Origin of the sequence: Salinivibrio sp. ML323, assembly GCF_001995745.1 — a bacterium.
Classification (GTDB): Bacteria; Pseudomonadota; Gammaproteobacteria; order Enterobacterales; family Vibrionaceae; genus Salinivibrio; species Salinivibrio kushneri.
Genome location: NZ_MUES01000027.1, coordinates 12,730 through 35,334 on the forward strand (window position 1 = coordinate 12,730; position 22,605 = coordinate 35,334).

Sequence of the window (22,605 nt, forward strand, 5' to 3'; positions counted from 1 at the left end):
GACACCTGTCAGCCTGACTGAATCGCTGATATATAAGGAATTACTCAAGGAGGCCCGTAAAGGCCTCCTTTTTTTTGCTATCGGCGTCCATTTTGTTGAACACAAAACGATCAGATTCACACATCGCGCAATATAAAGACACAAAATATTAACAATTGAACTGAAAATCAGTTTAAGATGCTATTCGCGATAACAACAAAACATGATGCAAACACAGTAGAAGGAACTCACTATGCAATCGTTTGTCGATTTCTTAAATAGCATCATATGGAGCCCCGTTCTGATTTACACCTGTTTAGGTGCGGGACTGTTTTACTCCATACTGACGCGCTTTGTTCAAATCCGTCACTTCTCCGAAATGTGGCGACTGCTCTTTTCAGGGAAAAGCTCAACCAAAGGGATTTCTTCCTTCCAAGCCTTAGCAGTATCACTCTCTGGCCGTGTCGGTACAGGTAATATCGCTGGCGTCGCCGCTGCTATCGGTTTTGGTGGCCCTGGCGCGGTATTCTGGATGTGGGTCGTTGCCTTTCTAGGCGCGGCAACCGCTTACACTGAATCAACCTTGGCACAAATTTATAAAGAAGAAGACAATGGTGAGTTCCGTGGTGGTCCTGCTTATTACATCGAAAAAGCGATGGGACAGAAATGGTATGCCATCCTCTTCGCGCTCGCGACCTTACTCGCCTGTGGTGTGATGCTACCTGGGGTACAATCCAATGCGATTGGTAATGCGGTCGAAACCGCGTTTGGCTCTGGCGCCATGGTTGATACCGCGATGTTTGGTGCACTTGAAGTGTCGAAAGTGATTACCGGTGCCTTCATCTCTATCGTGCTCGGGTTCATCATTTTCGGCGGTGTTAAACGTATTGCCCACTTTACGCAAATCGTGGTGCCTTTCATGGCGCTGGCGTACATCATTATTGCGTTTGTCATCATTCTGTTGAACATCAGTGAAATTCCCGCCGTGGTTTCTATGATCATCGGCGATGCCTTCACACCGATGGCAGGTGCGGGTGCAGCTATTGGTTGGGGGGTTAAACGTGGTGTTTACTCCAACGAAGCCGGTCAAGGGACAGGTCCACACGCTGCTGCTGCTGCCAACGTGGATCACCCAGCTCAGCAAGGTTTGGTGCAATCCTTCTCGGTGTACATCGATACCCTGCTGGTATGCTCGGCAACCGCGTTTATGATCATCATCACCGGTGCTTACAACGTCCATGGTCCGGGTGAAGCCTATATCGTGCAAAACTTGGCATCTTCGGTCGCGGCAAACAGTCCTGAATTTACCCAGCTGGCGATTGAAGCAGCGATGCCTGGCCTAGGTAAACCCTTTATCGCCTTCGCGCTCTTCTTCTTCGCCTTTACCACTATTTTGGCCTACTACTACATTGCCGAAACCAACATTGCCTACCTGCGTCGCACGATCAAGGTGCCAGGGATGATGTTTGCGCTGAAAGTGGTGCTAATGTCCGCCGTGTTCTACGGCTGTGTGCGGAGTGCTAACCTCGCTTGGGCGTTTGGTGATGCCGGTGTGGGTTTGATGGCGTGGTTAAACATTGTTGGCATCATCATCATCTTCTTTATCTCTAAGCCAGCCCTTAAGGCGCTAAAAGATTATGAAGAGCAACAGGCCAGAGGGGTAGAAACCTACACCTTCGATCCCGTTAAGCTTGGCATCAAAAATGCCGATTACTGGGAACAACGTCTGGCGCGTCGTAATGGCAAGCAAGACAGTGAAACCACCGATGCCGATGGCAAACCTATCAATCCAACGGCATAAGATTCAAACACAGAATCAATGGTAAAAAAGGGAGGGCGCACCAGCGCCCTTTTTTGATCACAGTGCTCGACAAGGCTATTAGTCATCAAGACGGAAAATAATATCAACCTGATCACGCACCTGCATGGTCGCATCTTGATAGCTTGCGGCGACATCGGCGCTGCCGCTGCGCATCTCGGCATTCATCATCACAGGGCGTGGATTGCTGGACCGATAGCGAATTTGCCAGACGCCATCGAGACGCATATCCAGGCTTTTCGCGAGCGATTCAGCTTTTGTTTTAGCATCATTGACCGCCGCATCACGGGCTTTATCTTTCAATGCCGACTGGTCACTACTGGTTAGCTGTACTTGCCGGATTCGGTTAATCCCCTCGCCCAGCGCCCCATCTAACACTGCATTCAACTTATCGAGCTGGTTAAGTGTCACGGTAACCTGGCGCTCAGCACGGTAGCCAATCAGCTCAGGCGCTTTGTCTTTGACATGTTGATAACGCGGTGACAGCTGAATATGCGCACTCTCGATTTGTTCGCGCTTTACCCCTTGTGCCGACAGCCGATTAATAAACGCTGTGACCGCTTTGTCGGATGCGGCTTTTGCCGCTTTTGCCGTTTTTCGCTCGGTCACCACCCCCACATCAATCGTGGCCATATCAGGCGCAGCCGTCACTTCCCCGACACCGGTAATGTCCAAATGCGGAAAATCAATATTGGCCATCGCGGCTGGTGCTGTCACCAAGGCGCTAGTCAGGCAAAGCATTGCTTTAAACTTACACATTCTCTCTCCTTTCATGGATTCAAATTATCATGAGGTTATAGGTCAGACTCTTTTTTCAGCAAAAGACTCCCTCGCTTGCGTCAGATTTATGTCAAAACATCAACAACGCCATTGATGATGCCACATCAAGCTGATGGTGACCGGCGACTTGTCGCCCTACGCTTGCATCCTTTCAATGATGAAGAAAATTCGGTTCCCTTTACGCGTCTCTGTGCTTAAAGTGAGGGGATAACACGAGAAAAAGGAATAGACCGTGAGCAGTTTTTTAGTCGCCCTTCAGGGCTTAGGATTAAGCCTAACCATGATTATTCCCATTGGCGCTCAGAATGCCTATGTGATTAACCAAGGTATCAGCCGTGAACACCATATGACCACAGCGTCGATCTGCTTTATCTGCGATATTATCTTGATTTCAAGTGGGATTTTTGGCGGAGGGGCCTTATTGGCAAGTTACCCTATACTGCTCAATACCATCACGCTCGCAGGGATCGGCTTTTTGAGTGTCTACGCGTGGCAGTTTATCCAGAGCGCACGTCAGCACAACCAAGAGGCGTCAATGGAAGCCCCCACCATGAGTCGAGGCCGCCGCGCAGTGATCATTGGCGCCTTGGCGGTGACCTTGCTCAATCCGCATGTGTATCTCGATACCGTGGTGGTGTTGGGTGCAATTGGTGGCCAATTTGCGTTCGATGAACGCGTCGCTTTTACTGTTGGGGCCCTAATGGGATCGTGCCTTTGGTTTTACGGCTTATCGGCAGGGGCCGCACGCTTGTCACCGTGGCTATCCACCCCCTCTATTCGACGGCTACTCGACCTACTCATGGCAAGTATGATGCTATTCGTGGCCGGTAAGCTCGCACTCGGCCTTTACGCACGTTTACTGGCGAGTTAAAAAACAGGGATGCGGCCACACTGCCGCATCCATAATGGCTATCACCGACCGTGAGGTTATGCTTGGCGCTCGCTGCGCTCGACGTGAACACTCATTTGCGGGAATGGAATTTCAATACCATGTTCGTCCAGCGCTTCTTTGATGGTTGGCAGCAGCTCAAAGTAAACGCTCCAGTAGTCTTCTGTTTTCACCCAAGGGCGCACCACAAAATTGACCGATGAGTCGGCTAACGTCATCACCGCCACATTGGGTTCAGGATCTTTCAGAATCAAGGGATGTTGGGTCAGAATATCCATCAACACCGTTTTGGTTTTCTTTAAATCCGCGCTGTACGCGACGCCAATCGTCAAGTCAACACGGCGTGTGGCATGCTTGGAATAGTTAGTGATTGGGCTGCTGATCACCGACCCATTTGGCACCACCACCATTTTGTTATCCGGGGTAGTGAGCACCGTAGAGAACACTTGAATGGACTCGACAGAGCCAGCGACTCCGGCCAATTCGACGTAATCGCCCGATTTGAACGGACGGAACATCACGATTAATACCCCGGCGGCAAAGTTTGCCAACGAGCCTTGCAAAGCCAGACCCACGGCTAAACCTGCGGCACCTAAGATGGCAATCACAGACGCCGTTTGTACACCCACACGGCTCAACGCGGCAATCAAGACGATCACAAACAACAAGTAACGCACGAGGCCGTGGAGAAATTCCACCACCGCGTTATCCATGTTGCGCTTGCGCATGACACCTGCCATGGAGTTAGCTAAACCTTTAACCACAAGGTTACCAATCACCAAGATCAATAGCGCGGAAATAATGTTCACTCCGTACTGAATCAAGAGATCTTGATTATCCATTAGCCAGGTCTGGGCCCACTTAGCACCCTCTACCATTGTGTTTTCCTCACTCATTCACTTTCCCTCTGCAAGTTGGGATAAACGGTAACCCTATGTTAACAGCCTTTTACTGGTCGCTGTCTATCTCATTCACGCGAAATGTCTCCGCAATGATACGAGTCAGTATCACGCAGATATAAAAAAACCCGCCAAGTGGCGGGCTTTTACATTCAACACTGTTGTGACGTTTACAGGACGTCAACTGCGTTGAGATCTTTGAAAGCTTGCTCAAGGCGCGCAACCATCGACTCTTGCCCTTTACGTAGCCAAACGCGTGGGTCATAGAATTTTTTGTTAGGTTGATCGTCACCTTTCGGGTTACCGATTTGAGTTTGTAGGTAGCCTTCGTTGTCTTGGTAATACTGACGAATACCATCCCAAGTCGCCCACTGGGTATCGGTATCGATGTTCATTTTGATCACACCGTAGCCAATGGATTCTTGAATTTGTGCTTCAGAAGAACCCGAGCCGCCATGGAAGACAAAGTTCAGACCATTGGTCGGTAGACCAAATTTCTCTGAGCAGTAAGCCTGTGACTCACGTAGGATTTCTGGCTTAAGTACCACGTTACCTGGCTTGTAAACACCGTGTACGTTACCGAATGACGCAGCAATGGTGAAACGGTGGCTAACGGCTGACAGTTTTTCGTATGCGTAAGCCACTTCTTCTGGCTTGGTGTAAAGATCAGCTGTATCAACATCGCTGTTATCCACGCCGTCTTCTTCACCACCCGTAATACCCAGTTCGATTTCTAGCGTCATGCCCATTTTGTCCATGCGCGCAAGGTATTCGGCACAGATTTCCATGTTCTCTTCAAGCGACTCTTCAGACAGGTCAATCATGTGAGAAGAGAAAAGCGGTTTGCCGTGCTCTTTGAAGAAGGCTTCACCCGCGTCAAGTAGGCCATCAATCCACGGCAGTAGTTTCTTCGCTGCGTGGTCAGTGTGCATGATCACAGGCACACCGTAGACTTCAGCCATCGCGTGAACGTATTTCGCACCGGCAACAGCGCCTTTAATTTGCGCTTCTTGGCCTTCTAGTTTCAGACCTTTGCCCGGGAAGAAACCCGCACCACCGTTAGAGAACTGGATAACCACTGGCGCTTTAACTTTCGCCGCGGCTTCCATCACTGCGTTGATTGAGTCAGTGTTAACGACGTTGACTGCAGGCAATGCAAACTTGTTCTCTTTGGCAACTTCAAATACTTTCTGAACGTCATCGCCAAAGATAACGCCAGGTTTTACAAAATCAAAAACTTTAGACATGGCTCTTGTCCTATTCACTCGGGTTGTCTTTGCTGAACTGAGTAAAGATGCCTGAGGCACCTTTATCAATCGGGTGCAATCGTTTACGACTCGGCCTATTGTAGTCAAACGAAAGCAAGAACGGGAGATGTCACTCCCGTTTTATTATCTGGTTTATGCGTCTTTCGCACGTGCTTCCAGCATTTCTACTGCTGGCAGAGGCTTGCCTTCAACAAACTCTAGGAATGCACCGCCACCGGTTGAGATGTAAGACACATCAGCTTGGATACCAAACTTATCAATCGCTGCGAGGGTATCGCCGCCACCCGCAACAGAGAAGCCTTCAGACTCCGCGATCGCTTTTGAAATGCCTGCCGTGCCCGCTTCAAAGTTCTTAAACTCAAACACGCCAACAGGGCCATTCCACAGAATGGTTTTGGCATTTTTCAAAATGTCCGCCAACGCTTGGGTTGATTCAGGACCGAGGTCAAAGATCATATCGTCGTCTTGCACATCTTCAACGCGCTTGATCTCTGCTTCCGCGTTTTCATCAAATGCCTTCGCACACGCCACGTCGGTGGCAACAGGAATATGGCACTCTTCCATCAAGGATTTCGCCGTGTCGACTAAGTCCGCCTCATACAGCGACTTACCAACATTGTGACCGTCAGCGGCGATAAAGGTGTTGGCGATACCACCACCGACAACCAGTTGGTCTGCCACGGTTGACAGTGATTTCAGTACCGTCAGCTTGGTAGACACTTTTGAACCACCCACAATCGCCACCATTGGGCGTGCCGGGTTGTCCATCGCTTTGCCTAATGCCTCAAGCTCGTTAGCCAGCAATGGGCCAGCGCAAGCCACAGGCGCATACGTGCCCACACCATGAGTTGAGGCTTGGGCGCGGTGCGCCGTACCAAAGGCGTCCATCACAAAAATATCGCACAGTGCCGCGTACTTTTTAGACAGCGCTTCGTCGTTCTTCTTCTCGCCTTTGTTGAAGCGAACGTTCTCAAGCACCACCAACTCACCGGCGTTAAGCTCAAGGCCGTCTAGATAGTCTTTCGCGAGGCTGACCTGACAATCAAGTGCGTCATCTAGGTAGTTCACTACTGGCTGCAGTGAATACTGATCTTCAGGCTGGCCTTCTTCAGGGCGGCCGAGGTGAGAGGTCACCATGACTTTTGCACCGGCTTCTAAGCAGTGCTTAATCGTAGGCAATGATGCCAAAATACGTGCATCAGAGGTCACTTTACCGTCTTTTACAGGCACGTTCAGATCAGCACGGATAAACACACGCTTTCCGGCAAGATCTAAGTCGGTCATCTTAATTACAGACATATGGTCCTCGCTATAAGGTTGCAAATTGAAACTGATTTAATCAGGGCAACACCCCACCCACGCTTGCGTCTATTACGCCATGGCAAGTGTGGTATCTAACATTCGGTTGGCAAAGCCCCACTCGTTATCACACCAAACCAGCGTTTTAATCAGCTGGTGATCACTGACCCGTGTTTGCGATCCATCGACAATGGCGCTGTGCGAGTCGTGGTTAAAGTCAATCGATACCAAGGGCGCTTCGGTATAATCCAGTATACCGTCTAATGTACATCGAGATGCCGTCTGCAGAGCTTGATTTACGTCATTAACTTTCACTTTAGTACGTACAGTGACACTTAAATCCATCGCTGTCACGTTTATCGTCGGCACACGGACCGAGATCGCCTCAAATTTGTCAGAAAATTTCGGAAAAATCCTACCAATTCCAACATGGAGTTTGGTATCCACTGGAATAATAGACTGGCTGGCAGTACGTGTGCGGCGCAGATCAGAGTGATACGCATCAATCACCTGCTGATCATTCATTGAAGAATGAATGGTGGTGATGGTGCCGGACTCAATCCCAAAGTGTTCGTCCAAGGCTTTGATCACCGGGACGATACAATTAGTGGTACAAGAACCATTGGAAACAATGCGGTCATCGGCGGTCAATGCATCATGATTGACCCCGTAAATAACGGTTCTATCCACGTCTTGGCTGGCGGGGTGAGAGAAAAGGACTTTTTTAGCGCCCGCGGCAATATGGGCCTCCCCATCTTGACGCGTACCAAATTTGCCCGTGCAGTCCAAGACAATATCCACATCAAGGTCACGCCAAGGTAAAAGCTGAAGTTCCGGTAAGTGAAGCAGACGAATGCTGTCGGTGGCGACAAACAAGTGTTCTTGGTTATAGGAAACCGGCCAGCCGAACCGACCATGGCTTGAGTCATATTGCAGCAGATGCGCCATCGCCTCTGGCTCTGCGAGCTCATTAATCGCGACCACTTGAATGCGATCGTGCTTGCCACTCTCATACAGGGCTCGCAATACACTGCGCCCTATACGACCAAATCCATTAATTGCGACTCTTAATGCCATGTCCATCGGTGCTCGTTTAACGATGACGCACAGTGTATCTCAAGCACGTAAAAGACGCACGTGTTGTGTGATCTCAACCAAGAGCTGTATACGCTTTGTCTCCTTTCGCCTTGTGATGACTTAAGGCTTGGTAACTCTCCTAAATGCTCGCCTTTGCTATACTTTAATAAACCCCATATGCATCATCTGACTTGCGTTTATCACAATTGCGAATAAAATAGACGTCTAGAAGTTAAAACATCTGAGATGATCGGCGGTGCGCGTTAATACGTATCGTCAGTTTCCCTGATAATCAATGAGAGTGTCACATGGCTAAGCACCTGTTTACCTCAGAGTCCGTCTCTGAAGGCCATCCTGATAAAATCGCAGATCAGATTTCTGATGCTGTTTTGGATGCCATCCTTGAGCAAGACCCCAAAGCACGCGTCGCCTGCGAAACCTATGTTAAAACTGGCATGGTAATGGTAGGTGGGGAAGTGACGACCTCGGCTTGGGTCGACATTGAAGAGCTTACTCGTCAAACCGTTCAAGATATTGGCTATATCCACTCTGATATGGGCTTTGATGCCAACTCTTGCGCGGTATTGAATACCATTGGTAAACAATCCCCAGACATCAACCAAGGGGTTGATCGCGCCGACCCGAAAGATCAGGGCGCTGGCGACCAAGGGATCATGTTTGGCTTTGCCACCAATGAGACCAATGTGCTGATGCCTGCTCCTATTACCTATTCACACCGTTTGGTGGAGCGCCAAGCGCAAGTGCGCAAAGATGGCACCTTAGACTGGTTACGCCCAGATGCGAAAAGCCAGGTCACCTTTGCGTATGACAACGGCAAAATTGCCGGTATTGATGCCGTCGTACTTTCCACACAGCATTGCGACAGTATTTCAACCGAGGATCTGCGCGAGGCGGTGATGGAAGAAATCATCAAGCCTGTGTTGCCGGCGGAATGGCTGACCAAAGACACCAAGTATTTCATTAACCCAACGGGTCGGTTTGTGATTGGCGGGCCAATGGGCGATTGTGGTTTGACAGGCCGTAAGATCATTGTTGACACCTATGGCGGGGCAGCCCGTCACGGTGGCGGGGCGTTCTCAGGAAAAGATCCCTCAAAAGTGGATCGCTCTGCCGCTTACGCCGCGCGCTATGTGGCCAAAAACATTGTTGCCGCAGGCCTTGCCGACCGTTGTGAAATTCAACTGTCTTACGCGATTGGCGTCGCCGAGCCGACGTCCATCATGGTCGAGACCTTCGGCACTGAAAAAGTCGCACCAGCGGTGATCATTAAAGCGGTACGTGAGCACTTCGACTTACGTCCGTATGGTTTGCAAGAAATGCTGGATTTGTTACAGCCTATCTATAAGCAAACGGCTGCGTATGGCCACTTTGGTCGCGACATCTTCCCTTGGGAGAAAACCGACAAAGCGGAGCTGTTGCGCGACTTTGCCAAGCTCGGGTAACCTTAGGCGACTCAGTGCTTTTAAGGGAAGCCTCGGCTTCCCTTTTTTGATCGCAGCAAGGACGACCACTTATGTCTTGTGCTTATGACACCCCAGAAAAATCCGCTCATGCATTACAACAGGCAGCGCTCTCACACGCCCAGCAATGTATTGATGTGGCTAACCAGCAATTGGACACCCAGCTGACCTACCCCGTGGTTGGTTTTACACTGCGGGGCAAGTCGGCCGGTACTGCGCATCCAGCCCAATGGCGCGTCCGGTTTAATCCTGTTCTTTTGCAACAAGCACCCGACACCTTTTTTGACGAAGTGATCCCTCATGAAGTCTGTCATTTGGTCACCTTTGCGTTATACGGTCGGGTGAAGCCGCATGGTCCTGAGTGGCGTTCGTTGATGAACCAGGTCTTTAACGCCCCTGCCAATACCACCCACCAGCTTGATATCAGCGCCGTGCAGGGTAAAACCTTTGCTTACTACTGTGATTGCGGGCCTGTCGCCTTATCCATTCGCCGTCACAATAAAATACAACGCGGCCAAGCCATCTATCGCTGCAACCGCTGCCAACAGCCACTGACACGCAGTGGTGAAGGATCAGAATAGTTTGCTTTTTCGTCCCTCGTCCCCATAGTAGTGACAGAGCCTATCGTCCCTTTGGTCATGTTACACTGAGGGCGACTTGAACATGGAACACGAGCACAATGCGAATTCCTCGAATTTATCACCCAGCACCGTTACCCGAACAAGGCACGGTGATCTTAAGCGATGAAGCGGCGAACCATCTCGGTCGCGTCCTGCGTATGCAGGCAGAGCAGCCCATTTTGCTCTTTGATGGTAGCGGCGCGCAATTTCCTGCCACACTGACACAAGTGAGTAAAAAACAGGTGTCTGCCACCATTACCGCTCGCGAATCATACAGTGTCGAGTCACCACTTGACTTTGAACTAGGCCAAGTGATTTCGCGCGGCGAAAAGATGGAATTTACCATTCAAAAGTCGGTCGAGTTAGGCGTGAATACCATCACCCCGCTTTTGTCAGCTCGCTGCGGCGTCAAGCTCAATGCTGAGCGACTCGAGAAAAAGCGCCAACAATGGCAAAAAATTGCCATTGGCGCCTGCGAACAAAGCGGCCGTAATGTCGTCCCCACCATTAATCCGGTGATCAATCTCTATACATGGTGTCAGCAGACGTTTGAAGGCTTGAAGCTAAACCTGCATCCGCGTGCATCCTACTCTATCAACACGCTTCCCGACGCGCCTCAAAAACTGCGTTTACTGATTGGCCCGGAGGGCGGGTTATCTGATGACGAGATTGCGATGACACGCGAACACAACTTTGAAGAAATCCTATTGGGCCCACGCGTGTTGCGAACAGAAACCGCGGCACTGACTGCCATCACGGCCTTGCAGGTCCGTTTTGGCGACCTGGGTTAACTGGCAAGCAGGAGAAAAATGATGAAAATAGGTATAGTGATGGATCCCATTGAGGCCATCAGTGTGAAAAAAGACTCCACGTTTGCCATGATGCTGGCAGCACAAAAACGCGGCTGGGACCTGCATTACATTCAGATGGATGACATGTCGATGCAGCAAGGTGACCCTTATGCCCGCACTCACAGCGTCACCGTGATGGATAACCCAGAACAGTGGTATCAAATCAAGCAAACGCAAACCCTCGCGCTACGGGAATTTGATGCCATTTTGATGCGCAAAGATCCACCGTTCGATACCGAGTACATTTACGCGACTTACATGCTCGAACGCGCTGAGCAGGCCGGTGTGTTGATTGTGAATAAGCCACAGAGCCTACGCGACTGCAATGAAAAGCTGTACACGGCTTGGTTCCCAGAGCACACGCCCACCACCTTGGTCACTCGCCGCGCTGATGAAATCCGGGCGTTCCAAGCACAACATGGTGACGTGATTTTAAAGCCGCTTGATGGCATGGGCGGCGCCTCGATTTTCCGAGTGAAACAAGGCGACCCCAACTTGGGAGTGATCATCGAAACCCTTACCGAACATGGTCAACGTTTTTGCATGGCGCAAACCTTTGTGCCCGATATCAGCAACGGCGATAAGCGAATTTTGGTTGTTGATGGAGAGCCCGTGCCTTATTGCTTGGCGCGGATCCCCGCTGAGGGTGAAACCCGTGGCAACTTAGCGGCAGGCGGTCGCGGCGAAGCACGTCCTCTGTCAGAGACTGACTGGGCCATCGCGCGCGCCATAGCTCCTACCCTCAAAGAAAAGGGGTTAATCTTTGTTGGCCTCGACGTGATAGGCGACAAATTAACGGAAATCAATGTCACCAGTCCAACCTGTATTCGCGAGATTGATGCCGCGTATGACATTTCTATTGGTGACATGTTAATGGAGGCGATTGCTAGACGCTGCGCCTAAGAAAAGAAGGCGCTCTCTGCGCCTTCATTATCTAAAACATCCATTTTCGCGCATACTCGAAGTACGCGCCCCCACAGGAGACGGCGATATGGATCTGAAAAATCATTTTTTAATCGCGATGCCCAGTATGGCTGATAGCCGTTTTCATCATGGTGTTATTTATGTGTGTGAGCACAGCCATGACGGGGCAATGGGGCTGATGATTAACCACCCGATCAACTTATCAGTGGGAAAAATGCTGGATCAAATTGAGGTCGAGCGACAACTGCCCTTGTCGACTACCACAGAGAGCCTATCTCAACCCGTCCTTTTTGGTGGCCCGGTCTCTGAGGACAGAGGCTTTGTGCTGCACCCTGCAACCTGTGAGTACGGCACCAGTATTCCGCTGTCTGATCAGCTATCGGTCACCACCTCCAAAGACATTCTCTCGATTCTCGGCACCGAGCAACAGCCAGAGCAATTTCTGGTCGCGCTGGGCTATGCCGGCTGGGAGCCGGGCCAGCTTGAGCAGGAATTGGCCGACAATAGCTGGCTGACACTCGAAGCCGACCCCAAGGTCATTTTTGATACCCCCGTTCACCAACGTTGGCAGAAAGCGCTCGATCAGCTCGGCATTGATGCGGCAAACCTTTCTTCACAAGTAGGACATGCATGAACGCACAAACCATTATCGGATTTGATTACGGCGTCAAGAGCATTGGCGTCGCCATTGGCCAATCACTAACCGGCACGGCTCGCCCGCTATGCGCCTTAAAAGCGAGAGACGGGATCCCAAACTGGGATGATATCGAAGCCATACTCAAAGACTGGCAACCCGATTATCTGGTGGTGGGCTTGCCGCTCGACTTAAACGGTCAACCGTTAGAGACCATCACACCGAGAGCAAAGAAATTTGCCAACCGCCTGCACGGGCGTTTCGGCTACCCCGTCGAGCTGCACGATGAACGCCTGTCTACCCGTGAAGCGCGTGCGGATCTTTTTGCCCGTGGCGGTTATAAAGCCCTAGGCAAAGGCGCCGTCGACGCCCAATCTGCGGTGGTGATTATCGAAAGCTGGTTCGAGCGTCAATACACAGATTAACTGGGCGAGATCGCCGCCTGCGGTGCAATCACCCCTTGCTTCTCGAGCTGTGCCATCGCTTGCGCCATCGTCTGCATACCATGCGCGGTACCGGTTTGCATCATGGAGGCGATTTGCGCCACTCTATCCTCTCGGATCAAGTTACAAACCGCTGATGTCACCGTCATAATTTCATAAGCAGCAACACGCTGACCTTGGGTGCTTTTGACCAGTTGTTGAGAAATCACCGCCCGCAGTGAGGACGACAGCATCGAGCGCACCAAGGGCTTATCGCTGCCGGGAAATACATCAATGATACGATCGACACTTTTCGCCGCGCTAGCGGTGTGCAAGGTCGCGAACACCAAGTGCCCGGTCTCTGCCGCGGTTAACGCTAAACGGATGGTTTCTAAATCACGTAGCTCGCCCACTAATATCACATCTGGGTCTTCACGCAGCGCTGAGCGCAAGGCTTGCTGAAAAGACTGCGTATCACGCTTGACCTCGCGCTGGTTCACCAAGCTTTGCTCGGACGGATGGATAAATTCAATCGGATCTTCGATAGTCAGAATATGCTTTTGTTGGTGATGGTTAATCTGCGCAATCATCGCCGCCAGTGTGGTCGACTTCCCCGAGCCTGTCGGCCCAGTCACCAACACCAAACCTTGATGTAGCAAAGCCAGCTCACTGAAAAGTGGCGGCGCGGATAAATCCTCTAGCCTTGGTACGGCGGTGGGCACCACACGAAAGACCGCCGCACAGCCATGTAGCTGGTGGAACGCATTAACGCGAAAACGCGCCACCGAGTTTAGTTCAAAGGAAAAGTCGACTTCCCATGTGTTGTCAAAAACATGCTGCTGCTCAGGGCCCATCACTGCCAGTACCAGTTCCCGCACGGCTTGGTGGCTCAGCGGTGGCAGACTAAGCTTGCGCATATCGCCATCTACCCGCACCATAGGCGACACCCCCGCAGAAAGATGTAGATCTGACGCGCGATGCTTTACACTAAACGCAAGTAGCTCATTAATATCCATTCATTTTCCTTGCAGAATCCGGTATGTGTCATATTAAGAACAATATTCAACAGGTCAGGGAACAGATAGACCACGCAAGCCAAAAATGCGGCCGACTCGCCGACTCAGTGCAATTAATTGCAGTCAGCAAAACCAAGCCTATCGAGGCGATCGCAGATGCCATCGCCGCGGGGCAACGGGCGTTTGGGGAAAATTACGTGCAAGAAGGGGTGGAAAAGGTCGAGTATTTTGCCGAGCATCCCCCCGCGGCACCGATCGAATGGCACTTTATTGGTCCCATTCAGTCCAACAAAACACGGTTAATTGCAGAGCACTTTGACTGGGTGCATTCTGTCGATCGGTTGAAGATTGCTAAACGCCTGAGCGAGCAGCGTCCGACCCATTTACCGCCGCTCAATGTCCTGGTACAAGTCAATACCAGTGGCGAGGCATCAAAGTCGGGCTTATCCGTGGATAACGCCATCGCCCTCATTGAAGATATCCGAGCCCTACCCGGCCTGAATGTCAGAGGATTGATGTCTATTCCACAGCCTGAGACGGACTATCAGCGACAATGCGCCGCGTTTGAGCCTTTATCCAATGCGTTTCATGCCCTCCGTGAGCAGACGCCCGATATCGATACCTTATCGATGGGCATGAGTGGTGACATGGAAGCGGCGATTGCGTGTGGTAGCACCATGGTGCGTGTCGGCACCGCAATTTTTGGCGCGCGAGACTATCGCTAACAAAGCGGTCGTGATAAACCCCAAATAATGACGAGAACAACAGGAACGCTTTTCATGGAACATCGCTCCCTTACCTTTATTGGCGCCGGTAATATGGCGCGATCTATCATAGCTGGCCTGGTGAATGCAGGCTATCCCACTAAAGCGATAACGGCCTCATCACCCAGCGCTCACCCTGACGACGTGCTGAGCACGGATTATGGCATCCAAACCACCCGTGATAACTTGCATGCCTGCCAAGCAGCAGACGTCATTGTCTTGGCGGTCAAGCCACAATTAATGGCGCAGGTTTTAAGCGATTTATCGGCCGTCGATTGGTCATCAAAATTGGTGATCTCAATTGCAGCCGGCATCAGTACTCACCGTCTGTGCGAGATGGCAGGTACCACACTTAACCTAGTACGTGTGATGCCGAATACACCGTCTCTTGTCGGACAAGGAATGAGCGGGTTATTTGCGTCGAGCCAAGTCACTGACGCAGATAAACGCTATGCCACTGCATTGATGGAAGCCGTCGGCGAAGTCTGCTGTGTCGACGAGGAAGCAAAAATGAATGGTGTGATTGCCGCTGCAGGCAGCGCACCGGCATACTTCTTTCGCTTTATGGAGGCGATGCAGCAAGAAGCTATCCGCCAAGGCTTTAGCGACGAGCAAGCCAGGCAGCTGGTTCAGCAAGCCGCAAAAGGCGCGGCAGAAATGGTTGTCAGCAATACGGACACAACCATTGGCCAATTGCGTGAGCAGGTCACCTCAAAAGGCGGCACAACCGCTGAAGCACTGCGCGTTTTCGACCAACATGGTATTGGCGATATAGTGGCACAGGCCATGCAGGCGGCAGTCAGCCGCGCCGAGCAAATGGAACAAGAATTTTAATCACTAAGGCAACGATATGAATGCAATGACCTTTCTGATCAACACCGCGTTTGATCTTTACATCATGGTGGTGCTGCTACGCGTTTGGCTACAATGGGCGCGCGCAGACTTTTACAACCCCTTCTCTCAATTTATCGTCAAAGCGACCCAGCCTGTGGTTGGCCCGTTGCGTCGTATGATCCCGGCACTCGGGGGGTTGGATCTGGCAACGGTGCTGTTTGCTTACTTACTCATGGTGGCCAAATTTGTGGTACTGGATTTAGTCGCCGGTAACCCCTTCGCGATGAGTTCAGGCATGTTCCTCTTCTCCGCCATCGCCTTACTGAAAGCCGCGGGTAAGTTGCTGTTCTGGGTGCTGATCCTGCGCGCTATTTTGAGTTGGGTCAGCCAAGGCAACAACCCAGTAGAGTATGTTTTTCACCAACTGACCGAGCCCGTGTGCGCGCCAGTACGCCGTATTATTCCTCCACTCGGTGGGCTCGATCTCAGTATTCTGGTGATCTTTATCGCGCTCCAATTTATCAATATGCTTATCGGCGATTTTATCGGCCCGATTTGGTATGCCCTGTAAGCGAATCGCCACGCGCTAAGTCACCCTCGACTTATCGCCATAGCTTGCACCGCTTACGGGCTTTCACGGGTGCCAACGATGTACGGCGGATCGTACTCAGGCACCCGTACGTATTGATAGCGACCCTCACTTCGCTTTATCACAAGGAAAGATTATGCGTCAGATAATTGCAGCGCTCAGCGTCATATTAACCGTGGCTATCTCCCCAGCATGGGCAGGTCAGTTTAAAGAAATCGGTGAGTTGGAAGTGCATTACAACACGCTCTCGACCACTTTCTTGACGCCCGAAATCGCTCAGCAGTACGACATTACCCGGAGTGGCTATCGAGGCTTGGTCAACATTGCCGTTCTCGATACCATGCAACTGGGAAAACCGGCGATTGCCGCCGAGGTCACCGGACAAGTAAAAAACTTGGTCGGAAACAGTCGTGATCTAGACTTTACCGAGATCAGAGAAGGTGACGCGATCTATTATATCGCTACCTTCGCCGCCGATGATGAAGAGACGTATCGCTTTCACATCGATCTCAACGCCGAAGGAAACCGCAATGCGTCCTTTGACTATAATTATACGTTTTACGTCGATGCCCCGTAGTCGGGCTATAACCCAATAGGTAACTGTGATGAAGAAAGTTGTGTTGGCCACTGGGAACGCAGGCAAAGTAAAAGAAATGGCGGGACTGCTCGACGAATTTGGTTTCGACGTCCTGCCACAAAGTGACTTTGCCGTTGAAGAGGCGGATGAAACAGGCACCACCTTTATCGAAAATGCCATCATTAAGGCGCGTCATGCGGCCAAAGTGACCGGCCTCCCCGCCATTGCCGATGATTCAGGTTTAGAAGTCGATGCGTTAAACGGTGCGCCGGGCGTGTATTCTGCCCGCTACGCCGGTGAAACAGCCAGTGATACGGACAATGTCGCTAAACTGTTAGAAGCTTTGCATGATACAGACAATGATGGACGCCAGGCTCGCTTCCATTGCGTGTTGGTTTATATGCGCCATGCGAATGACCCAACACCACTGGTCTGTCACGGGGTGTGGGAAGGGCAAATCGCTCAAGCACCGCAAGGGGACAACGGCTTTGGCTACGATCCCGTGTTTTTACCTGCCGATCAGCAGTGTACCGCAGCAGAAATGCCCGCTTCCGAGAAAAAACAACGTTCTCACCGCGGACAAGCACTTAACGCCCTGTTCCAAGCCTTAAAAGCGTCGCAATAAGCCATGATCCCATTGAGTCTGTATGTACACATTCCTTGGTGTGTACAAAAATGTCCCTATTGCGACTTTAACTCGCATACCCAAAAAGGTGAGATCCCGGAAGAGGATTATATTGATGCGCTGCTCGAGGATTTGGATACTGATCTTGCCGCCTACCCTTCAGTCATCACGCGCACATTGCATTCAATCTTTATTGGAGGCGGCACACCAAGCTTGATGTCACCTCCACAGATAGCACGTCTGTTGGATGGCATTAAGGCACGCCTTCCCGTCAGTGATAGCCTGGAAGTGACCATGGAAGCCAACCCTGGCACCGTGGAGGCCGATAAGTTTATCGGCTACCGACAAGCAGGCGTTAACCGGATTTCTATCGGGGTGCAGAGCTTTTCTGCTGATAAGCTCGAACGCTTGGGGCGCATTCATGGCCCTGGAGAAGCAGAGCGGGCCGCCCACCTTGCCCATCAAGCGGGATTAAATAGCTTTAACCTTGATTTGATGCATGGTTTGCCCAACCAGTCAGAGCAAGAGGCTCTGAGTGACTTAGAAAAAGCGATTGCACTTAAGCCGCCACATCTGTCTTGGTACCAGTTGACCATCGAGCCCAACACCCAGTTTTACTCCAAACCACCCACTCTGCCAGAAGAAGATACCTTGTGGGACATTTTTGATCGCGGGCATCAGCTGCTTACCGACGCTGGCTACGTACAATACGAGACATCCGCCTACAGCTTACCCGGTCATCAATGCGCCCATAACCTCAATTACTGGCGTTTTGGTGACTATTTGGGCATAGGTTGTGGCGCCCACGGCAAACTCACCTTACCCAATGGCGATCAGCCTCGCCTGCTTCGAACGGTGAAAGTGAAGCATCCGCGCGGCTACCTCGATCCACAAAAAGCCTATCTCACTGATAGCCAGTGGGTGAAAGAGACGGATCTCGCGTTTGAGTTCTTTATGAATCGGTTTCGTCTGCTCGAGCCTTGCCCGAAAGCCGAGTTTGTTGCCCGTACCGGGTTGCCCCTCGATCATCTCAGCCACCCTTTGACGCAAGCCCTTGAGCAAGGTCTGCTCGCGGAGTCCGAGACACATTGGCAAGTAACCGCTAAAGGTAAGCTCTTTCTCAACGATCTTTTGGCCATTTTTTTAACTGACTAGTGCAACAAACTGTGTGTTAAGGTGCCTATTGTTTAGGYACCTTTACCTGCCCAGCGGCGATTGGCCGTTTGACGGCAAGTAAAGTCCGCCCGACTCACTCAACCAGCCTAAGAGGGATACCCTGTGACTTCGTCATTTCGTGTCGAGCCGAAACATTGGACTTTAATCGCTGCGCTGATCATCGCAGCCTATGCGTGCTATTTACTTATCGAGCCCTATATTGGTGCAATCGTTCTCGCGTTTATTGTCTCTTTGCTCTTTTTCCCTCTTCATAAACGTATTGAAGATCGCATTGGGCAACGCCCAAACACGGCGTCGGTGATATCTTGTGTCTTAATCACCTTTATCATCATCATTCCCCTCACCGTGGTAGCGGGAGCGATAATCGAGCAAGGCGTGAGCTTTTTTACACGCAGTTACGAATGGCTTAATAACGGTGGCGCAAAACAGTTACTCAACAACCCACAAATACAATCGTCACTGCATTTTCTCAACCAATGGCTGCCATTTGATTTAATTGACCCACAAGAAACGGTGAAAAAGCTGGCCGCTTGGATGTCTTCTTTCAGTGGCCAAATGCTCGAATTCAGCTCCAAGGTATTAGGGGATGTGACCGATTTTTTCATCACCTTTATGCTGATGTTGTTCGTTCTGTTTTTCTTGCTCCGCGATCACGACAGCATTATCCATACGCTCCGCCACGTGATCCCCTTATCACGCAGCCAAGAAGATCAGTTATTGGATGAGGTGGAAAAGGTGGCCAAGTCTGCCGTGCTTGGGTCCTTTCTCACCGCCTTGGCGCAAGGGGCCGCAGGCGGCTTGGCGATGTGGGCCGTGGGCCTGCCAGCGCTATTTTGGGGCACCATGATGGCGTTCGCCTCCTTTATTCCTGTGGTCGGCACCGCGCTCATCTGGCTGCCAACCGTGCTTTATTTGGTGGCCACGGGCGATTGGCAATGGGCGGTAGCCTTACTGATATGGAGTGTGGTGGTGGTCGGCTCCATCGATAATCTCCTCCGCCCCTTCCTCATGCAAGGCAACTCGGGGATGAACACCCTGCTTATTTTCTTCTCACTGTTAGGTGGCTTGCATCTGTTTGGCTTGATGGGACTGATTTATGGCCCGATTATTTTCTCCATCACCTTAGTGCTATTTCGTATGTATGAAATCGAGTTTGAGCGCTTTCTTGACCGACAAGACAACGCATAAGCACGCTGATATTGGCCTGGTGCGCGCTTTGTGGGAAAATCCCCGTCAGCGCGCCCCTCGACCAAACGCGACCTATCAGTCACAGTAACCGAAGAGAAATACCATGGCCCTCACGGCTCCTAGCGAGATTGCCCAACGTCACCTCACGCTGTTTGAAAACAAACATGTTCTATTAGCTGGTGAGCTAGAAGATAACTTTGCTCAGCAGTTACTGCCTCATGCCTCGCAAGTGTCTGTCTTTACGACCCATCATGGCTACGCCTCACGAATGGCAAATACCGATGTGAAGGTCCATGAAGGGGCTGAATATGTGGGTGAGAGCTCAGTTGATTTGGTGCTTTTCTACTGGCCTAAGTCAAAAGCGGAAGCCGATTTTCTTCTCGCGATGCTCACACATCGTCTCGGTGCCAATGTCGACTGGGTCGTGGTGGGTGAAAACCGCAGTGGCGTTAAAAGCATCGAAAAACGTTTTGCCCCGTATGGCCAAGTGATCAAACAAGACTCGGCACGCCGATGCAGCCTGTATCATGGCCAATGTACGTTACCGGCGGCATCGTTTAACCTAGCGGATTGGTTTCACGACTACCCACTCCAAGTAGAGAATCAATCACTCACTGTTCGTGCTCTACCCGGTGTGTTTAGCCACAAAAGTCTTGATGATGGCACGGCCTTATTACTCAAGCACCTGCCCAATATGCACGGTGATGTGATTGATGTCGGCTGTGGCGCAGGCGTCATCGGCTCGGTAATACTGGCTACCCACCCAAGCTGTACGGTCACCTGTGTTGATGTGAATCATTTAGCCGTTGCATCAACCCAAGCGACCCTCACGGCCAATGGGCTCAAAGGCTCTGTTTTTGCCTCAGACATGTTAGGTGCCGTCAGTGGACAGCAGTTTGATGCCATTATTAGCAATCCACCGTTCCATGAAGGACTCGAGACGTTTTACCAGGCTACTGAGTCATTGCTGGAAAGCGCGCCTCGCTATCTGCGCCGTCACGGCCAATTGGTGATCGTCGCCAACAGCTTCTTACGTTACCCCCCGATTATTGAAAAAGGGCTCGGTCAGTGTGATACCCTCGCCAAAACCCGTCGATTCGCCGTTTATCATGCGCAAAAAGCACGCTAGTGGCTGACAACACCATCGAGCAGTGGGTTAACACACATATAAGACTTGATACCTGACAGCAGATCACAGTTTTGACTCATCGGACGTGTTAGCGTCTTCTCTCTCGCGGCTGCCTTTTGGCAGCCGTTTGCGATTCAAGCCCGCGTGATCAGAGAGAGGTATTCACAGCGTGCAAATGGATATGGGTTACTCGACGCGTCTTCAACGCCGCTTGGGATGGCGATAAAGTCGACCTAGCAGAAAAAAGTGGCTTATGGCGTGTTTATCAGGATAAAGGCAGCTTCCAAACAAGAACCTTGGATAAGTACCTGCACGTAGAAACCGTCCCCAAAACACCACGTTGGCGAAATGTAGTGCGCACACTCGACTTTGTCCTCAAGCATACCAGTGAGCAATCACCTCACTATCAGTCATTAAAACAGGCCCAATCCGATATCCAGAACTGGGTGAGCCAAGACAAAGGCCGTCGTTGACATTGTCATTGCGGGTAAGCTGCCTTATAGTGATTCAAACCCTTAATCGCTAGGTCTTAATGGCGCTTTCTCTTCCTCAACTGCGAGTGTTTTTAACCATCGTGCAAGAGGGCACGATCACCGCCGCGGCGAAAAAACTGTTTCTCAGTAAACCGGCGGTCAGTATGGCACTCGCCGAATTAGAAAGTCAGCTCGGTTATCCCTTGTTTGATCGACGCGGCAACCGGCTTCACCTTAATGATCAAGGCGCGGCGCTTATCCCTAAAGCGGATGAGTTGCTGATCCGTAGCGATGAAATTAGCGCCGCATTGAAAGACGACAGCCAATTGATTGGCTGCCTACGATTAGGGGGAAGCGATACCGTGGGTAATCAGCTTTTACCCACACTGATTAGCGATTTTCGCCATGCGACCTCGCATCAACAGCAAACACTGATGATTGCCAACAGCCAAGAGATCATTGATCGCCTTCAACACTTCGAGCTGGATGTTGGATTGGTAGAGGGTGAAATACTGCACCCCGATTTACTGCAAATGCCGTGGCTAAGCGATCAGATGGTCGTGGTATGTCACCCAGATCACCCACTTGCGAGTCAAACGTCGTTAAGTGTGGGGGCTCTCGACGATCAAACCTGGCTGATCCGCGAACCAGGTTCAGGCACGCGTGAGCACTTTCTCTCACGCCTTGCACCTCGCTTCGAGCGCTGGCATCTTTCTTTTGAGCTCAATACCACCGAAGCGATTTTAAATGCTGCGAGTGCCGGGTTAGGCCTCGCGTACCTGTCTAAGCTCTCCGCTCAGCACGCCATTGCCGATGGTCGAGTCGTTGCCCTCGCACTCCCTTTGCTATTGTCTCGGCGCTATTGGCTCGTGCGCCACAAAGATAAATATCAGTCAGGTCTACTCTCCCGCTTCTGGGATTTCTGCTTACACTGGCAACCTCAACCCCATTCTTCTACTTAACCAGCAATCACCATGCGACAGATACAAAAAAAGCCCCGACCGTCAGGTCAGGGCTTGGTATTTTCTTATCAAAGTCTTACGCATATCTGCTTTGATGATTAAATTGCGTGCTATGCGTAGGGAGTTTTGAAGCGAGACGCGCAGTGTATGCCAATACATGAGCATCATCGTTATCAAAAGCATCGAGCAATCAGCAAGATAAGCGTTTTTGCCTTCAGATTTTTCCAAAAATCTGAAAACAAGAAAGCAAGCCTGGCGATGTCCTACTCTCACATGGGGAGACCCCACACTACCATCGGCGCTGCTTCGTTTCACTACTGAGTTCGGCAT

At 51.1% G+C, this 22,605-nt stretch carries 23 protein-coding genes, 1 rRNA gene and 1 pseudogene; 18 read left to right on the forward strand and 7 right to left on the reverse strand.

Features of this window, described 5'->3' with window-relative positions:
* Nucleotides 1-232 precede the first annotated feature (232 nt).
* Nucleotides 233-1,780 (forward strand): alanine/glycine:cation symporter family protein, encoded by a 1,548-nt coding sequence (locus BZG13_RS12610; protein ID WP_077486870.1) that lies wholly within the window; start codon nt 233-235, stop codon nt 1,778-1,780.
* Nucleotides 1,781-1,858: 78 nt separating this feature from the next.
* Here the strand turns inward: BZG13_RS12610 and BZG13_RS12615 are convergent, their stop codons facing one another.
* Nucleotides 1,859-2,557, reverse strand: coding sequence for an oxidative stress defense protein (locus BZG13_RS12615; RefSeq protein WP_077486871.1), 699 nt, complete (start codon nt 2,555-2,557; stop codon nt 1,859-1,861).
* A gap of 301 nt (nt 2,558-2,858) precedes the next feature.
* Here BZG13_RS12615 and BZG13_RS12620 point away from each other — a divergent pair, with 301 nt between their 5' ends.
* Nucleotides 2,859-3,449, forward strand: a complete 591-nt coding sequence (locus BZG13_RS12620) for a LysE/ArgO family amino acid transporter (protein ID WP_069362154.1) — start codon at nt 2,859-2,861, stop codon at nt 3,447-3,449.
* Nucleotides 3,450-3,505: 56 nt separating this feature from the next.
* On the opposite strand, the gene mscS is transcribed toward BZG13_RS12620, so the two are convergent.
* The 4 genes from mscS to epd form a co-directional block, all read right to left on the reverse strand.
* Nucleotides 3,506-4,363, reverse strand: coding sequence for a small-conductance mechanosensitive channel MscS (gene mscS, locus BZG13_RS12625; protein ID WP_077486872.1), 858 nt, complete (start codon nt 4,361-4,363; stop codon nt 3,506-3,508).
* Nucleotides 4,364-4,536: 173 nt separating this feature from the next.
* Nucleotides 4,537-5,613 (reverse strand): class II fructose-bisphosphate aldolase, encoded by a 1,077-nt coding sequence (gene fbaA, locus BZG13_RS12630; protein WP_077486873.1) that lies wholly within the window; start codon nt 5,611-5,613, stop codon nt 4,537-4,539.
* A 153-nt stretch (nt 5,614-5,766) separates the two neighbouring features.
* Complete coding sequence (locus BZG13_RS12635; RefSeq protein ID WP_069362095.1) at nt 5,767-6,933, reverse strand: phosphoglycerate kinase; 1,167 nt, start codon at nt 6,931-6,933, stop codon at nt 5,767-5,769.
* 72 nt (nt 6,934-7,005) lie between these two features.
* Nucleotides 7,006-8,010 (reverse strand): erythrose-4-phosphate dehydrogenase, encoded by a 1,005-nt coding sequence (gene epd, locus BZG13_RS12640; protein WP_069362153.1) that lies wholly within the window; start codon nt 8,008-8,010, stop codon nt 7,006-7,008.
* 308 nt (nt 8,011-8,318) lie between these two features.
* Between epd and metK the strand changes: the two genes are divergently transcribed.
* From metK to ruvX, 6 genes are all read left to right on the forward strand, one after another.
* Nucleotides 8,319-9,473, forward strand: coding sequence for a methionine adenosyltransferase (metK, locus tag BZG13_RS12645; RefSeq protein WP_069362092.1), 1,155 nt, complete (start codon nt 8,319-8,321; stop codon nt 9,471-9,473).
* A gap of 71 nt (nt 9,474-9,544) precedes the next feature.
* On the forward strand, nt 9,545-10,072 hold the full coding sequence (locus BZG13_RS12650; RefSeq protein ID WP_077486874.1) for a SprT family zinc-dependent metalloprotease: 528 nt from the start codon (nt 9,545-9,547) through the stop codon (nt 10,070-10,072).
* Nucleotides 10,073-10,170: 98 nt separating this feature from the next.
* Nucleotides 10,171-10,902 (forward strand): 16S rRNA (uracil(1498)-N(3))-methyltransferase, encoded by a 732-nt coding sequence (rsmE, locus tag BZG13_RS12655; RefSeq protein WP_077486875.1) that lies wholly within the window; start codon nt 10,171-10,173, stop codon nt 10,900-10,902.
* An 18-nt stretch (nt 10,903-10,920) separates the two neighbouring features.
* A complete protein-coding gene (gene gshB, locus BZG13_RS12660) occupies nt 10,921-11,865 on the forward strand; it encodes a glutathione synthase (protein WP_077458999.1) in 945 nt (314 codons plus the stop codon).
* Nucleotides 11,866-11,953: 88 nt separating this feature from the next.
* Nucleotides 11,954-12,520 carry a YqgE/AlgH family protein gene (locus BZG13_RS12665; protein WP_069362088.1) on the forward strand — a complete coding sequence of 189 codons (567 nt, stop codon included), beginning with the start codon at nt 11,954-11,956 and terminating at the stop codon, nt 12,518-12,520.
* Nucleotides 12,517-12,945, forward strand: coding sequence for a Holliday junction resolvase RuvX (gene ruvX, locus BZG13_RS12670; protein ID WP_069362087.1), 429 nt, complete (start codon nt 12,517-12,519; stop codon nt 12,943-12,945). Before BZG13_RS12665 ends, ruvX begins: the two co-directional genes overlap by 4 nt.
* Here the strand turns inward: ruvX and BZG13_RS12675 are convergent.
* Nucleotides 12,942-13,958, reverse strand: a complete 1,017-nt coding sequence (locus BZG13_RS12675) for a type IV pilus twitching motility protein PilT (RefSeq protein ID WP_077458997.1) — start codon at nt 13,956-13,958, stop codon at nt 12,942-12,944. The two genes, ruvX and BZG13_RS12675, sit on opposite strands and share 4 nt — an antisense overlap.
* A gap of 23 nt (nt 13,959-13,981) precedes the next feature.
* Here BZG13_RS12675 and BZG13_RS12680 point away from each other — a divergent pair, with 23 nt between their 5' ends.
* The 10 genes and pseudogenes from BZG13_RS12680 (at nt 13,982) to BZG13_RS12720 (ending at nt 22,275) form a co-directional block, all read left to right on the forward strand.
* Nucleotides 13,982-14,683 carry a YggS family pyridoxal phosphate-dependent enzyme gene (locus tag BZG13_RS12680; RefSeq protein WP_077486876.1) on the forward strand — a complete coding sequence of 234 codons (702 nt, stop codon included), beginning with the start codon at nt 13,982-13,984 and terminating at the stop codon, nt 14,681-14,683.
* Between the two features lie 54 nt (nt 14,684-14,737).
* On the forward strand, nt 14,738-15,556 hold the full coding sequence (proC, locus tag BZG13_RS12685) for a pyrroline-5-carboxylate reductase (RefSeq protein WP_077486877.1): 819 nt from the start codon (nt 14,738-14,740) through the stop codon (nt 15,554-15,556).
* 16 nt (nt 15,557-15,572) lie between these two features.
* Nucleotides 15,573-16,127: a YggT family protein gene (locus tag BZG13_RS12690; protein WP_069362083.1), complete on the forward strand. Its 555-nt coding sequence runs from the start codon at nt 15,573-15,575 to the stop codon at nt 16,125-16,127.
* Between the two features lie 154 nt (nt 16,128-16,281).
* The gene (locus BZG13_RS12695) at nt 16,282-16,722 is read left to right on the forward strand and encodes a DUF4426 domain-containing protein (protein ID WP_077486878.1); all 441 of its coding nucleotides are present in this window, start codon (nt 16,282-16,284) and stop codon (nt 16,720-16,722) included.
* Between the two features lie 28 nt (nt 16,723-16,750).
* Nucleotides 16,751-17,347, forward strand: a complete 597-nt coding sequence (locus BZG13_RS12700; RefSeq protein WP_069362081.1) for an XTP/dITP diphosphatase — start codon at nt 16,751-16,753, stop codon at nt 17,345-17,347.
* Nucleotides 17,348-17,350: 3 nt separating this feature from the next.
* Nucleotides 17,351-18,502 carry a radical SAM family heme chaperone HemW gene (hemW, locus tag BZG13_RS12705; protein WP_077486879.1) on the forward strand — a complete coding sequence of 384 codons (1,152 nt, stop codon included), beginning with the start codon at nt 17,351-17,353 and terminating at the stop codon, nt 18,500-18,502.
* Between the two features lie 123 nt (nt 18,503-18,625).
* Nucleotides 18,626-19,711 carry an AI-2E family transporter gene (locus BZG13_RS12710; RefSeq protein ID WP_077458991.1) on the forward strand — a complete coding sequence of 362 codons (1,086 nt, stop codon included), beginning with the start codon at nt 18,626-18,628 and terminating at the stop codon, nt 19,709-19,711.
* A 103-nt stretch (nt 19,712-19,814) separates the two neighbouring features.
* Nucleotides 19,815-20,840, forward strand: a complete 1,026-nt coding sequence (rsmC, locus tag BZG13_RS12715; RefSeq protein ID WP_077486880.1) for a 16S rRNA (guanine(1207)-N(2))-methyltransferase RsmC — start codon at nt 19,815-19,817, stop codon at nt 20,838-20,840.
* A 224-nt stretch (nt 20,841-21,064) separates the two neighbouring features.
* A pseudogene (locus BZG13_RS15220) lies at nt 21,065-21,313 on the forward strand (hypothetical protein); the annotation flags it as partial.
* Between the two features lie 59 nt (nt 21,314-21,372).
* Complete coding sequence (locus tag BZG13_RS12720) at nt 21,373-22,275, forward strand: LysR family transcriptional regulator (RefSeq protein ID WP_077486881.1); 903 nt, start codon at nt 21,373-21,375, stop codon at nt 22,273-22,275.
* Nucleotides 22,276-22,525: 250 nt separating this feature from the next.
* Here the strand turns inward: BZG13_RS12720 and rrf are convergent.
* Nucleotides 22,526-22,605: ribosomal RNA gene (gene rrf, locus BZG13_RS15675) — 5S ribosomal RNA — on the reverse strand; the annotation flags it as partial.